This window comes from Bradyrhizobium sp. Ai1a-2 (assembly GCF_000426245.1).
Classification (GTDB): domain Bacteria; phylum Pseudomonadota; class Alphaproteobacteria; order Rhizobiales; family Xanthobacteraceae; genus Bradyrhizobium.
Window position 1 is genome coordinate 56,301 of the sequence record NZ_AUEZ01000011.1, and the last position, 14,574, is coordinate 70,874.

Below are 14,574 nucleotides of genomic sequence, written 5' to 3' on the forward strand. Positions count from 1 at the left end.
CAACGCGGGAGAAGTTTCCGCTTGCATCATCGCGCCCGCAAGGTTTGATGTTCGCAACAAAAAATGAGCCGGTGCGTCGTTCGCGCTGGCCACGCGGGGTCTTAAGGAAACGTGATGGACGCGTTGTCGCATCTGCGGATTGTCGAGATCGGGAGCGCGGCTGCGATCAGCTATTGCGCGCGTTTGTTCGCCGATTTCGGCGCCAATGTGCTGAAGGTCGAGCCGTCGGCGGGCGATCCACTTCGCCGCGCTGCGCCGCTGACGCCGAAGGGAGAGAGCGCCTGGTTTGCGTTCCTCAACTTCAACAAGTCGAGCGTCGTGCTCGATCGCTGGGATACCAGCGCATCCTCTCGCCTGACGGAACTGATCGAGTCATGTGACATCCTGCTCGACGGCCGCGATATCGATGCGGCGGATTGTCCGCCCCTGGATCTCGCCGCCATCAAGGAGAAGCATCCCGGCCTGATCCATCTCGAGGCTGACTGGTTCGGCGATGTCGGTCCTTACGCCGGTTTTGCCGCAACCGACTCGACCGTTCGCGCGCTGACCGGCCTGATCAAGTTGGTGGGCCCGATCGAAGGGGCGCCGATGCACGCGCCGGATTTTCAGACCGGCATTCTGGCCGGGCTCTGGGGCTTTATCGCTGCGTCATCGTCGGCGCTGGGTCGGATGCAGGATGGATGCGGGCGCGCGAGCCGCCTGAGCATCTTCGAATCCACTATCGCGGTGACCGAATACATCATGTTCGAGTCGTTCTCCCGCGGGGATGTCATGCGGCGGATCGGCGTCAACCGCTTCTGGCCGACCTTTCCGGTCGGCATCTACGAGACCAGGCAGGGCTGGCTCGGCGTCACCACAGTGACACCAGCGCAATGGCGCTCGTTCTGCGAGATGCTGGGACTGCTCGAGCTGCGCGACGATCCAAAGCTGTTCCTCGGTGTCGACCGGTTGCAGCATGTCGAGGCGATCGAAGCCAAGTTCCTGCCGCGCCTGAGGCAGCGCACCGCACAGGAATGGTTTGCCGAAGGGCTGAAGCGAAAGATCCCGATTGTGCCGGTGCCTGAAGTCGCCGAGCTGATCGCCGATGAGGAGAGGCAGGCGCGCGGCGCGATCGTTCCCGTCACTGTCGGCGAGGAGAGGGGATTTTCCGCTGGCTCCATGCAGCGATTGACCGGCACGCCGCCGCGCCGCGGCGGCAAGGTTCCCGCCATCGGTGAGCTGCAACAGGCTGAGACGCTGCGGCGCGTGCCGCTGCCGGAGCGGAGCGGATCGAGGCGCCTGCCGCTCGAGGGCATCCGCGTCATCGACTTCTCGATGGGCTGGGCCGGCCCGATCTGTACCCGCACGCTCGCCGATCTCGGCGCCGACGTCATCAAGATCGAAGCGATCCAGTATCCGGACTGGTGGCGCGGCGTCGACCGGCGGCCGGCCTATGTGCTGGAGAAGATGTACGAGAAGTCGGTGCGCTATTGCATCATGAACCGCAACAAGCGCGCCATCACGCTCGACCTGACGCGCCCGCAGGGACTCAGTCTCGCAAAACGGCTGCTCGCCGACGCCGATCTTGCTGTCGACAATTACTCCGTGGAAGTGCTGCCCAAGCTGGGCCTGGGCTATGACGTGTTGAGCAAGCTCAACCCCAAGCTCGTGATGATGTCGATGTCAGCCTTCGGCACGGGCAGTGTCCATCGCGATTGCCGCGCCTATGGCTCGACCCTGGAGCAAGGTTCGGGGCTGCCGAGCGTGGTCGGCGATGCCGGCGGACCGCCGGTCATGAGCCACACCGCCTTTGGCGACGCTGTCGGCGGCCTCAACGGTTGCGCCGCCGTGCTCACTGCGTTGATCCATGCGAAGTTGACCGGCAAGGGCCAGTTCATCGATCTCGCGCAGATCGAATGCATGATGCCGTTCGCCGCGCCCTGGATCATCGCGCATTCGATCGACGGCAAGCCGCCGACCAAATTCGGCAACCGCCATCCGGACTTCGTCCCGCATGGCTGCTTCCGCTGCGCGGGCGAGGACAACTGGATCGTCATTACCGCGTCCAGCGACGCGATGTGGCCGAAGCTCGCAAATCTGCTCGGACGTGCCGACTGGGTTAGCGACGAATCGCTGAGGACCGCCGCCGGCCGGCGACGGATCGAAAGCGAGATCGAAGCGGCCGTCGCGGCCTGGACTTCCGGACGTGACGCGGAAGAGGCGATGAACCTGCTGCAGGCAGCGGGCGTTGCCGCCGGCGTCGCGCGGCTGCCGATCGACCTGTTGCGCGATCCGCAGCTTCAGGCGCGCGGCTTCATCCAGGAGGTCAATCGCGCTTTCATCGGAAAGCATCCGCAGCCGTCGATGCCGTTTCGCGAAAGCGCGCACCCGTTCCCGATCCGACGGATACCGCCGACGCTCGGCGAGCACAACCACGAGATCCTTTCCGGCACGCTCGGCCTGTCGGACGCCGAGATCGAGCAGCTTGAGCGCGACGGCATCATCGGAACCGAGATGCTGATGGAAGAAGAGCTCGTGAAGAAGAAGCAGGCGGCGGGTTGATGCCGGCGGCTGCACCAGGAAAGTGCCGATCGGAAGCCGCACCCGGCGCTGCGCCGCCGCTGATGTCGGTGCGCGGCCTCGGCATTCGCTTCAAGACCTCGCTCGGCGTCTGGCAGGCGACGCGCAAGATCGATTTCGATATCGCGCCCGGCGAGCGCGTCGGCATCGTCGGCGAGAGCGGCTGTGGCAAGACCATCACCGGCCTTTCGATCCTGCGGCTTCTGCCGGTCAATCTCGCCGGCCTCGATGGCTCGATCCTGTTCGATGGCACGGATCTCGTCTCCTGCAGCGCGCGGGCGATGCGCGCGATCCGCGGACGCCGGATCGCGATGATTTTCCAGGAACCGATGAGCGCGCTCGATCCGGTCTTTACCGTCGGCCACCAGATCGCCGAAACGATGCGCGTTCATACTGGCGTCGGCAAGGAGGAGGCGAGGGCGAAGACGCTCGATATGCTGCGCCGGGTCGGCATCGCCTCTCCTGAGCGTCGGATCGACGACTACCCGCACCAGCTTTCCGGCGGCATGCGCCAGCGCGTGATGATCGCAGCCGCCCTGATCTGCGGCCCGCAGCTTCTGATCGCGGACGAGCCGACCACGGCGCTTGATGTCACCGTGCAGGCGCAGATCCTCGAGCTGTTGCGCGAACTCAGCGAGACCTCGAACACCGCCTTGATGCTAATCACCCACGATCTCGGCGTGGTCGCCGAGACCTGCACGCGGATGATCACGATGTATGCCGGCGAGGTGATCGAGGATGCCCCGGTCGACGATGCGCTGGTGCGCCCGCTGCATCCCTACACCTCGGGTCTGTTGCGTTCGCTGCCGCACTTGAGCCCGCGCCACGGCCGGCTGCCGTCGATCCCGGGCCGGGTGCCTTCGATCGTCGACATGCCGAACGGCTGCCGCTTTCGCGCGCGCTGCACCCATGCAACACAGGGCTGCGAGGCAGAACAGGAACTGCTCGATGCGGGAGGCGGCCGCAAAGTGCGTTGCTGGCGTTTCCGCGAGCTCGACCTGCCGGGCGCATTGCAGCACGACGCATCGGCGCCGATCGCCGCGATGGCCGGGACGCCATGATGCCGCTTGCCCCCGATATCACGCAGGACACCATCGTCTCGGTGCGCGACCTCGAAGTGCGCTTTCAAACCAGCGATCGCCGCGCCACCGTGAAGGCGGTTGATGGCGTCAATTTCGACGTCCGCCGCGGCGAGACCTTTGGGATCATCGGCGAATCCGGATCGGGCAAGACCACGATCGGCCGCGCGCTGGTGTTCCTGCTGAAGCCGAGCGCCGGCGCCATCCGGCATGAGGGGATCGATCCGCTGGCACTGCCGCGGAAGAGATTCCAAAGCCACCGCCGTGACTACCAGATCATCTTCCAGGATCCGAATGCTGCGCTCAATCCGCGCATGACCATCCTCTCGTCGGTGCTGGAGCCGCTTGAACTCGCGCGCGCCGGCACCGGCGCCGAGCGCGAGCGGCAGGCGAGGGAGGCGCTGGACCGTGTCGGCCTGCCGCAGGACGTCGGCGAGCGCTACCCGCACCAGCTTTCCGGCGGCCAGAAGCAGCGCGTGGTGATCGCCCGCGCCCTGACGCTGAAACCGAAACTGATCGTCTGCGACGAGGTAGTGGCCGCGCTGGATATGTCCATTCGTGGCGACGTGCTCAACCTCTTCGCCGACCTGCAGCGCGAACTCGGCCTCACCTATGTCTTCATCACCCACGACCTCGCCGTGGTCTCCCATATCAGCGAACGCATCGCCGTGATGTATCTCGGTCGCTTCGTCGAGCTTGGGCCGACCGAGCGCGTGTCCGAGCATCCGCTGCATCCTTATACGCAGGCGTTGCTGTCGGCCGAGCCGCGGCCATTGCCGTCATCCTTGCGTGAAGACAGCCGCATCATGCTGCAGGGCGAGATCCCGAGCCCGATCGATCCGCCCTCGGGCTGCCGCTTCCGCACCCGCTGTCCCTACGCGCGGCCGCTCTGCGCCGAGAAGACGCCGGACTGGCGCGAGCTTCAACCGGACCATTGGGTTGCCTGCCATTTCGCCGAACATCGAGATTTTGCACCCAACTAACAAGAATTGCCGGGAGGAGATCACATGACAGAGATGACGCGACGCGAGGCCATCGCGCTGACATCGGCCGCGATTGCCGGCGTGACGCTCAGTGGCCGCGCGTGGGCGGATGTCGCGCCGAAGCGGGGTGGCACGTTGCGCATCTCGGCGCCGGCCAATCCGTCGAGCCTCGATCCGGCCACCGGCGGCGCCGGCTCCGACCATGCCTTCCTGTTCACGATGTACGACACGCTGATCGAATGGGATTTCGAGACGCTGGCGCCCAGGCCCGGCCTTGCCGAGAGCTGGAAGTTCACCGACCCGAACACCTTGGTGCTCAACATCCGTACCGGCGTCACCTTCCATGATGGTACGCCACTCGACGCGGAAGCCGTGAAATTCAATCTTGAACGCAACAAGAGCGACCAGAAATCCAACATCAAGGCCGATCTTGCTTCGGTGGCTTCGGTCGAGGTCACCAGTCCCACGCAGGTCACGCTGAAGCTGAGCACGCCCGACACTGCGCTGCCGCTGATCCTCTCCGACCGCGCCGGCATGATCGTCTCGCCATCAGCGCTGAAGGCGGCCGAGGGCGGCACCGTCGCGCGCAAGCCGGTCGGAGCGGGCGCCTATGCGTTCATTAGCTGGGCGGATGGCGAGCGCATCGTCGTCAAGCGCAACGAGAAATACTGGAAGCCGAACCGTCCTCTTCCCGACGGCATCGAGTTTTCGATCATTCCTGAACTGACCACCGGCGCGCGCTCGGTGACCGCCGGGCAGAACGATCTGATCTACCAATTGCCGCCACGCCAGAAGGCGATCCTCGATCGCGTCAGTAGCGTCAAGGTCGTCAACGGTCCGACGCTCTATGTCATCCAGATCTTCCTGAACTGGGCCAAGCCGCCCTTCGACAATCCGAAGGTCCGCCAAGCCTTCAACTTCGCGATCGACCGCGAAGCCTTCGTGAAGGCGGCGCTCGCCGGCCTCGCCGAGCCCGCCTACATGAACCTGCCGAAGGCGCATTGGGCCTACGACAAATCGGTCGCCGGGCTCTACTCCTACGATCCCGACAAGGCGCGCAAGCTGCTGGCGGAAGCCGGCTTCAAGGACGGCCTTGCGATCGATCTCGTCGGCTATCCCGACCAGGACTCGGTGCAGCGCCAGGAAATTTTGATCGAGCAGCTCCGGAAAGCCGGCATGAATGTCCGCTTTGCCAACGCGCCGATCGCGGAAGCCTCCGCTGCCTTCTTCGCCAGCGAAAAGCGCGGTTCCGGCCTGCTCGCGGCGTGGACCGGCCGGCCGGATCCGAGCCTGACCTATTCGCTGATGTTCACCAAGGACGCCTATTACAACGCCGGCCGCGCGCCGGTGCCGCCGGAACTTGAGGCCGCGATCAAGGCATCGCGGGCGTCGGAAGATATCGAGCAGCGCCGCAAGGCCTTTGCCACCGTGCAGCGACTGGTGATGGAGAACGCCTTCGTCGCGCCGCTCGCCTTCCAGTACGAGCTGGTCGCGATGAACAAGAAGGTGCAGGGCTATCGCCCGAACCTTCTCGGCAAGCCGAAATACGACAACGTCTGGCTGGAGAGCTGAGCATGATGAGATCAGGTCGAATGTATCCGCGATCGCTGCTCTGCTCCCTCTCCCGCTCGCGGGGGAGGGCTGGGGTGTCTCCGCGATTCACGCTGTCCGAGCATGAGGAGAGAGCCCCCACCCGGTGCTACGCGCCGACCTCCCCCGCAAGCGGGAGAGGTGAACGCGCGCGCGAGCCGATTCAACCGAATCCCATCACGGCATAGAATCATGGTGCGACGCAGCCCGATCAAGGTTGTCGGCAGCCGCCTGTTGCAGGCGCTGCCCGTGATCGTGCTCGCGACCTTCATGGTGTTCGCGCTCTTGAAGCTCGTGCCGGGCGACATCGCGGTGACGCTCGCGGGCGACAACGCCTCGGATGCGCGCATTGCCGAGATCCGCAGCATCTATGGGCTCGACCGTCCGTTCCTGGTGCAATATGGCGTCTGGCTCGGCAATGTCGTCCAGGGCGATCTCTCGCAATCGCTGCTGACCGGCGAACAGGTCGCGACCTCGATCGGGCGGGCCTTTCCGAACACGCTTCTGATCGTGGTGATTGCGCTGATCCTCGCGCTCTTGACCGGCATTCCCATGGGCGTGATCGCGGCGATCAAGCCAAACGGCTGGGTCGACAAGGCCGTCAGCATGATCGCCTCGCTCGGCGTCGCGATTCCCGGCTTCTGGCTCGCGATGATCCTGGTCGCCGAGATCTCGCTCAGGCTCAACTGGCTGCCGGCGACCGGCGCAAAATCCTTCACCGCGTCTCCGATCGAGGCCATCAGGCACGCGCTGTTGCCGGGCATTGCCATCGCGGCCTACGGCATGGCCGAGGTGGCGCGCCAGCTGCGCGGCTCGCTCCTGGAGGTGCTGTCGTCGCAATATGTGCGGACCTTGCACGCCAAGGGATTGTCGATGAGCCGCATCCTCTGGCAGCACGGGCTCAAGAATGTCAGCGTCAACCTCTTCACCATCATCAGCCTGCTGGTGAACCGGATGCTGGCCGCGACTGTCGTGATCGAGGCGGTGTTCGCCATTCCCGGCCTCGGCAGCCTGATCGTGCGCGGCGCGATCCAGCGCGATTTCCCGATCGTGCAGGGTGTCGTGTTCACGATGGTGATCGTGGTGATCCTGGTCAACCTGATCACCGATCTGCTCTGCGCCGCCATTGATCCGAGGATCGAGCAATGACCGACCTCGCGCTGGCCTCTCCGCGATTGCCGGCCAAGCCGACCCGGCTGCGCCGCGTTCTCCGTTGGCTGGCCGGCGATCTTCGGGCCGCGCTCGCGATCCTCGTGCTGCTGGCGCTGGTCATCGTCGCGATCGGCGCGCCCTGGATCGCGCCCTATTCACCGACCGCGCAGGACGTCAACAACATGCTGGCGGCGCCGGGCCCTGCGCATCTGCTCGGAACCGACGATCTCGGCCGCGACATCTTCAGCCGCCTGATCTACGGCGCGCCGGCGACCGTCTATGCCAGCGTGCTGGCCGTGTGTGTCGCAGTTGCGATTGGCCTGCCGGTCGGGCTCGTGGCCGGCTTCTTCGGCGGCTGGACCGACGACATCATCAGCCGGATCATCGACACCTTCCTGTCGTTCCCGGCAATCGTGCTGGCGATTGCGGTGACCGGCGCGCTCGGCATCGGGCTCACCAACGGCATGATCGCGGTCGGCATCGTGATGTTTCCGGCGCTCGCCCGTATCGTCCGGGCGCGGACGCTGGTGGTGCGACAGGAGCTGTATGTGGATGCGAGCAGATGCTTCGGCGCGCCGGCCTGGCATATCCTGTGGCGGCACGTGCTGCCGAACACGCTGCAGCCTGTCATCGTCCAGGTGACGCTATTGCTGGCCGCGGCGCTGCTGGCGGAAGCAAGCCTGAGCTTCCTCGGTCTCGGCATCCAGCCGCCTAACCCGAGCTGGGGCGCGATGCTGGCGCGCGCCTACCAATATATGGAGATCGCGCCGGAGCAGATGTACGCGCCCGGCCTCGCCATTCTGGTCGTCTCCCTGGCCTTCAACGCGCTCGGAGAGTCCTTGCGCATCGTGCTCGATCCGACCATGAAGGATCGCTAGAACATGGTTGGATCGCGTTGGCGCCGCGCCGAAGGTGCCCCACCTCTCCCCAGCGGGGAGAGGTCGGATCGCATCGCAAGATGCGATCCGGGTGAGGGGGGACGCTTTCTCGTGGGACCTGATGCCCCTCACCTGGCGCTGCGCGCCGACCTCTCCCCGTCGGGGAGAGGTGGAAGCTCGCGGCCTGATCCAGAGTTGTCACGGAAACGTTCATGCCTTTCGAGAAATTGCTGATCGCCAATCGGGGCGAGATCGCCATCCGTATCGCCCGTGCCGCGGGCGAAAGCGGGCTTGCCACTGTGGCGATCTATCCGGCCGATGACGCGACGTCGCGGCATGTTCGTGCTGCGGACGAGGCGCACGAGATTCCGGGCCGCGGCGCGCGCGCCTACCTCGATATCGAAGCGGTGATCGGCGCCGCGAAGGCTGCGAAATGCGACGCGCTGCATCCCGGCTATGGCTTTCTCAGCGAGAACGCGGCGCTGGCGCGGCGCTGCGCTGAGGAGAGGGTCACCTTTGTCGGCCCGTCGCCGGAAGCGCTGGAGCTGTTCGGCGACAAGGCGAAAGCCAAGGCACTGGCGAAAACCTACGGCGTGCCGATCATTTCCGGCACCAGCGGCCCGACCGGCCTGGGAGAGGCCAAAGCATTCTTCGCCTCGCTCGGCCTAGGTGCCGCCGTCATGGTCAAGGCGATCGCCGGCGGCGGTGGGCGCGGCATGCGCATCGTTGACGACGCTACCAAGCTGGAACAGGCCTATGCGCGCTGCCAGTCCGAAGCCAAGGCCGCCTTCGGCAATGACGGCGTCTATGTCGAGCGGCTGATCCGAAAAGCGCGACATATCGAGGTGCAGATCATCGGCGACCGCACCGGCCAGATCAGCCATTTGTGGGAGCGCGAATGCACGATCCAGCGGCGCAACCAGAAACTGATCGAGGTGGCGCCAAGCCCGTCGCTAAGCAAAGGCTTGCGCTCGCGCATCATCGAAGCCGCAAAGAAGCTCGCGGCTGCCGCGCGCTACGACAATCTCGGCACCTTCGAGTTCCTGGTCGACGACGACGCCCGTGAGGGCGAGGGCGCCTTCGCCTTCATCGAAGCCAATCCGCGATTGCAGGTCGAGCACACCGTCACCGAGGAGATGCTTGGCATCGATCTCGTCAAGGCGCAGCTCGCCGTCGCTGCGGGCGCGACGCTGGCCTCGCTTGGTCTGGCGCAGGCCACGGTTCCGTCGCCGCGCGGCTACGCGATGCAGCTCCGCGTCAACATGGAGGTGATGAACGAGAAGGGCGAGACCAGGCCGACCGGCGGAACGCTGTCAGTGTTCGACCTCCCGTCGGGCCCGGGCGTGCGGGTCGATACCTTTGGCTATACCGGTTACAAGACCAGCGCCGCCTTCGATTCCCTGCTCGCGAAAGTCATCGTGCATTCGCCAGGCGCGAACTGGGCCGATGTGGTGCAGAAGGCCGTGCGCGCTTTACGCGAATTCCGCATCGGCGGCGTCGCCACAAATATCCCGTTCCTCGGTGCGATCCTCGCGCATCCGGATTTTGCCGCCAACCGGGTCAGCACCAATTTCATCGATGCGCATGCCGGCTCGCTGGTCGCCGCGGCGAAGGAGGCCGATGAACCGGTGGTGGTCGAAGTGAACAGCGGTGCGACAGTCATTGACTCATCGCCAGGCGAGGCGGCTCCGGAAGGCTCCGTCGCCATCCCCGCGCCGCTGCAGGGCACCATCGTCGCGATCGATGTGGCCGAGGGCGATCTCGTCCGTCCGGGTCAGCAGATCGCGGTGCTCGAATCCATGAAGATGGAGCATCTCGTCACCGCGCCGCATGGCGGCAAGGTGACGAAGGTCGCGGGCGGCGTCGGCGTCACGCTGATGCTTGGCGAGGCGATCCTGTTCATCGAGCCCGCCGAGGTTGAAGGTCACCATGTCGCGGAGGAGGCCGAGATCGATCTCGACTATATCCGTCCTGATCTCGCCGAGGTGATCGCGCGCCATGCGATCACGCTCGACGAGAACCGGCCGGCTTCGGTCGAACGCCGCCGCAAGACCAACCAGCGCACTGCGCGCGAGAACGTCGCCGATCTCGTCGATGCAGGCTCCTTCGTCGAATATGGCTCGCTGGCGATCGCGGCCCAACGCCGCCGGCGCAAGGTCGACGATCTCATCCACAATACGCCGGCCGACGGCCTGATCACCGGCGTCGCCACCGTGAACGCCGACAAATTCGGCGCGGAGGGTGCGCGCTGCATGGTGATCGCCTATGACTACACCGTGCTCGCGGGCACGCAGGGCCATATGAACCACAAGAAGATCGACCGCATGCTCACGTTGACCGAGCAGTGGCGGTTGCCGCTGGTCTTCTACGCCGAGGGCGGCGGCGGGCGCCCGGGTGATACCGACCGGCTCGGCATGACCGGGCTCGACGGCCCATCCTTCGTGCAGTTCGCGCGGCTCTCCGGCCTTGTTCCCGTCATCGGCGTGGTCTCCGGCTATTGCTTTGCCGGCAACGCCGCGTTGCTTGGCTGCTGCGATGTCATCATTGCGACGAAAAATGCCTCGATCGGCATGGGCGGCCCGGCGATGATCGAAGGCGGCGGGCTCGGTGTCTATCATCCGGCCGAAGTCGGCCCGGTGTCGTTCCAGGCGCCCAACGGCGTCATCGACATCCTTGTGGAGGACGAAGCGGAAGCGACCGCCGTCGCGCAAAAATATCTCTCCTACTTCCAGGGCGCCGTCAGCGACTGGAAGGCGCCGGACCAGCGGCTGCTCCGCCGCGCGATCCCCGAGAACCGCTTGCGCGTTTACGACATCCGCAAGGTGATCAATCTTCTCGCCGACGAGGGCTCGGTGCTCGAAATCCGTAGGGATTTCGGCGTCGGCATGATCACCGCCTTCATCCGCATCGAGGGCAGGGCGTTCGGCCTGATCGCCAACAACCCAAAACATCTCGGCGGGGCGATCGATGCGCCCGCCGGCGACAAGGCCGCGCGCTTCATGCAGCTCTGCGACGCCTTCGACATCCCGATCATTTCGCTCTGCGACACGCCAGGATTCATGGTCGGGCCGGAAGCCGAGAAGACCGCGATCGTGCGCCACGTCTCGCGCATGTTCGTCACCGGCGCGAGCCTCACCGTGCCGCTGTTCGGCATCGTCCTGCGCAAGGGCTATGGCTTAGGGGCGCAATCCATGATCGGCGGCGGCTTCCATGCTTCCTTCTTCACGGTGGCATGGCCGACCGGCGAGTTCGGCGGCATGGGCCTGGAAGGCTATGTCCGGCTCGGCTTCCGCAAGGAGATGGAAGCGATCGAGGATCCGGCCGAACGTGAGAAGTATTACCAGGCCAAGGTCGCCGAGCTCTATGCCAACGGCAAGGCGGTCTCGATCGCCTCGGTGCTCGAGATCGACGAGGTGATCGATCCCGCGCAAACCCGCCACTGGATCATGTCAGGCCTGCGCTCGGTGCCGAAACCCGCGCCGCGCACCCACCGCAAGCGCCCATGCGTCGATGCGTGGTAGCATTCGTAGGGTGGGTTACGCTTCGCTAACCCACCCTACGAATGTTCCGCTCGACCATGATCGCGCCCAAAAGCGGATGACAATCCGAACCACCGTCATCCTGCCGAGGCCTCGATATGCGACATGCCCTTTCCATTGCCCTCCTCGTAAGCCTCGCCAGCGCGGGCCTGGTCTCTGCACAAGAGCGGAAGTTGACCGATCTGCTGGTGTCGCGCGATCCCGGCCCGAATGAGGCGGTCCGACTCAGGGTCGTAACCGGTCCATTGCCGTTCGGCGCTCGCCTTGTCGTGAAGACCGAGGGGGGCGATGTGATCGGCTCGATCATGTCTTATGGTATGCCGAATCCGAACGACACCCATTCCGAGACCTTTCCCGTTCAGTCGAGGAACGTGGTCAACAGGCGGCTGCGGCTGCAATTGCTGGTGGAAGCGCCGGGCGCGATGACCCGCCGCGCAACGCCGGACGAGATCCTCAAGCTCGAGGTGATCATCGTGCCGCGCAGGTCATGACCTCCGCTGCTGCGGCTTTACTCCGCATCCGGTTTTCCCCTATCGTCTAGCCAACAACGCGCCGTCATTGCGAGCGTAGCGAAGCAATCCATCTCTCCGCCGACTGAGGCGTGGATTGCTTCGCTTCGCTCGCAATGACAGATAAATAATCCCAGGGGAAACCCCAATGAACGATCCCGTTGACGTCCTGATCATCGGCGCCGGCGCGTCCGGCGCTGCGGTGGCATGGTCGCTGGCCGAGACGAAAATGCACATCCTCTGCCTGGAGCAGGGCGGCTGGATGAATCCGGCGGAATATCCGAGCACCGGGCGGGACTGGGAGGCCAAGTTCTATGGCGACTGGTCGACCAGTCCGAACGTCCGCGGCCGTCCCGAGGACTATCCTGTTAACGACGACAACTCGCCGATCAAGGTCGTCAACTTCAACGCCGTCGGCGGTTCGACCGTGATGTACACGGCGCATTGGCCGCGGCTGCATCCGTCCGATTTCAAGGTGAAGACGCTCGACGGTGTCGCTGATGACTGGCCGATCGACTACGATGCACTCACCCCGTTCTTCGAGGAGAACGACCGGATGATGGGCGTGTCGGGCCTGTCGGGCGATCCGCTTTCGCCACTGACCCACCCGCCGATGCCGCCGCAGCCGCTCGGACTCTCCGGCCCGCTGATCGGCAAGGCCATGAACAAGCTCGGCTGGCACTGGTGGCCCTCGGACACTACGGTCGCGACAATGGACTACGAGGGCAGGGCGCGCTGCATCAATCTCGGCCATTGCACGCCGGCCTGCGCGCAAGGCGCGAAAGCCTCGACCGACATCACCTATTGGCCGCATGCGATCCGTGCCGGCGTCGAGATCAAGACGCATTGTCGCGTGCGCGAGATCCTGACCAACGAGCATGGCATGGCCTCCGGTGTCGTCTATTATGACAAGGACGGCGTCGAGCAGTTTCAGCCGGCCGAGGTCGTCATCATCGCCTGCAACGGCGTCGGCACGCCGCGGCTATTGCTGAACTCGGTCTCCAGCCGCTTTCCGAACGGCCTCGCCAATTCATCCGGCCTGGTCGGCAAGAACCTGATGTTCCATCCCTATGCGCAGATCTACGGCTTCGTGAAGGAGCCGACCGACAGCAACCGCGCGCCGCCGACCTGCCTGTGGAGCAAGGAGTTCTACGACACCGACCTCTCGCGCGGCTTCGTGCGCGGCTACGGCATCCAGTTCGGCCGCGGCGCAGGGCCGGTGTTCGAGGCCGTCGCGAGCGAGCAGAAGGGCGTTCTGCCGTGGGGCGCGGATCATCATCGCGTCTTCCGCAGGCTCAACGGCCACCGCCTCGCGGTCTCTGCGATCTGCGAGGATCTCCCCGAGGAGCACAACCGCGTCACGCTCGATCCCGTATTGAAGGATAGCCACGGCATTCCCGCCCCGAAGATCGACTACACGATCAGCGAGAACAGTCGGACGATGATGGATCATGCGCTGGCGCGTGGCCGCGAGATTCTCGAAGCCGCCGGCGCGACCGATATCTGCATCAACAATCCGATCCCCTGGGGCGGCTGGCACCTGCTCGGCACCGCACGGATGGGCACGGACCCTGCGCGCTCCGTGGTCAACGAGTGGGGCCGGTCGCATGATGTGAAGAACCTGTTCATCGTCGATGGCAGCGTCTTCGTCACCTCAGGCGGCGTCAACCCGACCTCGACCATCCAGGCGATTGCGCTCTACATCGCCGACCAGATGAAACAGCGTCTTGCCAATTTGTTTGATTGAGGAAGCGATGACCGTCGAAACTCTCACTGCAACTCAGCGCGACGACCTGAAAACCATCGCTGCGATGATCATTCCCGAGAGTGCCGAGTACAAGGTGCCGGGTGCCGATGACCGGGCCATCCAGGCCGATATCCTGGCCACGCTCGGCCGCGATACCGGGCCAGTGCGCGCCGCGCTCGACCATCTCGCACGGTTGGCCGGCAAGCCACTTGCCGAACTCGACACGGCGCAGCGCGATCAGGTCGCAAAGGAATTCCGCGCGACCGGCGGGGCCGCGGCCGCGACGCTCGTCCGCGTCGTCCTGCAATGCTACTACCGCGACGACCGCGTGCTGCGCTCGCTCGGCCTCGAGCTGCGCGCGCCCTTCCCGAAGGGGCACGCGCTGGAGCAGGGCGACTGGTCGTTGCTCGATCCGGTGAAAGCGCGCGGAGGGAGGTTGCGCCGCGCCTAGCCTTAGATGGATCGAGCCGTCTCCGCGAGCGGCACTGCGCTCCCTCTCCCGCTTGCGGGAGAGGGCTGGGGTGAGGGTGTCTCCACG

General features: G+C 65.1%; 10 protein-coding genes. All 10 read left to right on the forward strand.

What is annotated here, in order from left to right; all coding sequences use genetic code 11:
- The first annotated feature begins 114 nt into the window (after window positions 1-114).
- The 10 genes from K288_RS0110375 (at window position 115) to K288_RS0110420 (ending at window position 14,487) form a co-directional block, all read left to right on the forward strand.
- Window positions 115-2,541 carry a CoA transferase gene (locus K288_RS0110375; RefSeq protein ID WP_027579487.1) on the forward strand — a complete coding sequence of 809 codons (2,427 nt, stop codon included), beginning with the start codon at window positions 115-117 and terminating at the stop codon, window positions 2,539-2,541.
- On the forward strand, window positions 2,541-3,620 hold the full coding sequence (locus tag K288_RS45175) for an ABC transporter ATP-binding protein (protein ID WP_043159587.1): 1,080 nt from the start codon (window positions 2,541-2,543) through the stop codon (window positions 3,618-3,620). Before K288_RS0110375 ends, K288_RS45175 begins: the two co-directional genes overlap by 1 nt.
- A complete protein-coding gene (locus tag K288_RS0110385; RefSeq protein ID WP_152535469.1) occupies window positions 3,620-4,621 on the forward strand; it encodes an ABC transporter ATP-binding protein in 1,002 nt (333 codons plus the stop codon). The genes K288_RS45175 and K288_RS0110385 overlap by 1 nt, the downstream gene beginning before the upstream one ends.
- A 24-nt stretch (window positions 4,622-4,645) precedes the next feature.
- Window positions 4,646-6,193 carry an ABC transporter substrate-binding protein gene (locus tag K288_RS0110390; protein ID WP_027579489.1) on the forward strand — a complete coding sequence of 516 codons (1,548 nt, stop codon included), beginning with the start codon at window positions 4,646-4,648 and terminating at the stop codon, window positions 6,191-6,193.
- 210 nt (window positions 6,194-6,403) lie between these two features.
- Window positions 6,404-7,360 carry an ABC transporter permease gene (locus K288_RS0110395; RefSeq protein ID WP_027579490.1) on the forward strand — a complete coding sequence of 319 codons (957 nt, stop codon included), beginning with the start codon at window positions 6,404-6,406 and terminating at the stop codon, window positions 7,358-7,360.
- Window positions 7,357-8,241, forward strand: coding sequence for an ABC transporter permease (locus K288_RS0110400; RefSeq protein WP_027579491.1), 885 nt, complete (start codon window positions 7,357-7,359; stop codon window positions 8,239-8,241). The genes K288_RS0110395 and K288_RS0110400 overlap by 4 nt, the downstream gene beginning before the upstream one ends.
- A gap of 212 nt (window positions 8,242-8,453) precedes the next feature.
- Window positions 8,454-11,762 carry a carboxyl transferase domain-containing protein gene (locus K288_RS0110405; RefSeq protein ID WP_027579492.1) on the forward strand — a complete coding sequence of 1,103 codons (3,309 nt, stop codon included), beginning with the start codon at window positions 8,454-8,456 and terminating at the stop codon, window positions 11,760-11,762.
- A gap of 191 nt (window positions 11,763-11,953) precedes the next feature.
- Complete coding sequence (locus tag K288_RS45180; RefSeq protein ID WP_152535471.1) at window positions 11,954-12,271, forward strand: hypothetical protein; 318 nt, start codon at window positions 11,954-11,956, stop codon at window positions 12,269-12,271.
- Window positions 12,272-12,437: 166 nt separating this feature from the next.
- On the forward strand, window positions 12,438-14,036 hold the full coding sequence (locus tag K288_RS0110415; protein WP_027579493.1) for a GMC family oxidoreductase: 1,599 nt from the start codon (window positions 12,438-12,440) through the stop codon (window positions 14,034-14,036).
- 7 nt (window positions 14,037-14,043) lie between these two features.
- Window positions 14,044-14,487 (forward strand): hypothetical protein, encoded by a 444-nt coding sequence (locus K288_RS0110420; RefSeq protein WP_027579494.1) that lies wholly within the window; start codon window positions 14,044-14,046, stop codon window positions 14,485-14,487.
- The last annotated feature ends 87 nt before the right edge of the window (window positions 14,488-14,574 follow it).

Excerpts from the sequence above, each read along its gene's own strand:
- K288_RS0110395 (WP_027579490.1), top strand. The coding sequence starts at position 6,404 with ATGGTGCGACGCAGCCCGATCAAGGTTGTCGGCAGCCGCCTGTTGCAG.
- K288_RS0110390 (WP_027579489.1), top strand. The coding sequence starts at position 4,646 with ATGACAGAGATGACGCGACGCGAGGCCATCGCGCTGACATCGGCCGCG.
- K288_RS0110375 (WP_027579487.1), top strand. The coding sequence starts at position 115 with ATGGACGCGTTGTCGCATCTGCGGATTGTCGAGATCGGGAGCGCGGCT.
- K288_RS0110385 (WP_152535469.1), top strand. The coding sequence starts at position 3,620 with ATGCCGCTTGCCCCCGATATCACGCAGGACACCATCGTCTCGGTGCGC.
- K288_RS45175 (WP_043159587.1), top strand. The coding sequence starts at position 2,541 with ATGCCGGCGGCTGCACCAGGAAAGTGCCGATCGGAAGCCGCACCCGGC.
- K288_RS0110420 (WP_027579494.1), top strand. The coding sequence starts at position 14,044 with ATGACCGTCGAAACTCTCACTGCAACTCAGCGCGACGACCTGAAAACC.
- K288_RS0110400 (WP_027579491.1), top strand. The coding sequence starts at position 7,357 with ATGACCGACCTCGCGCTGGCCTCTCCGCGATTGCCGGCCAAGCCGACC.
- K288_RS0110415 (WP_027579493.1), top strand. The coding sequence starts at position 12,438 with ATGAACGATCCCGTTGACGTCCTGATCATCGGCGCCGGCGCGTCCGGC.
- K288_RS0110405 (WP_027579492.1), top strand. The coding sequence starts at position 8,454 with ATGCCTTTCGAGAAATTGCTGATCGCCAATCGGGGCGAGATCGCCATC.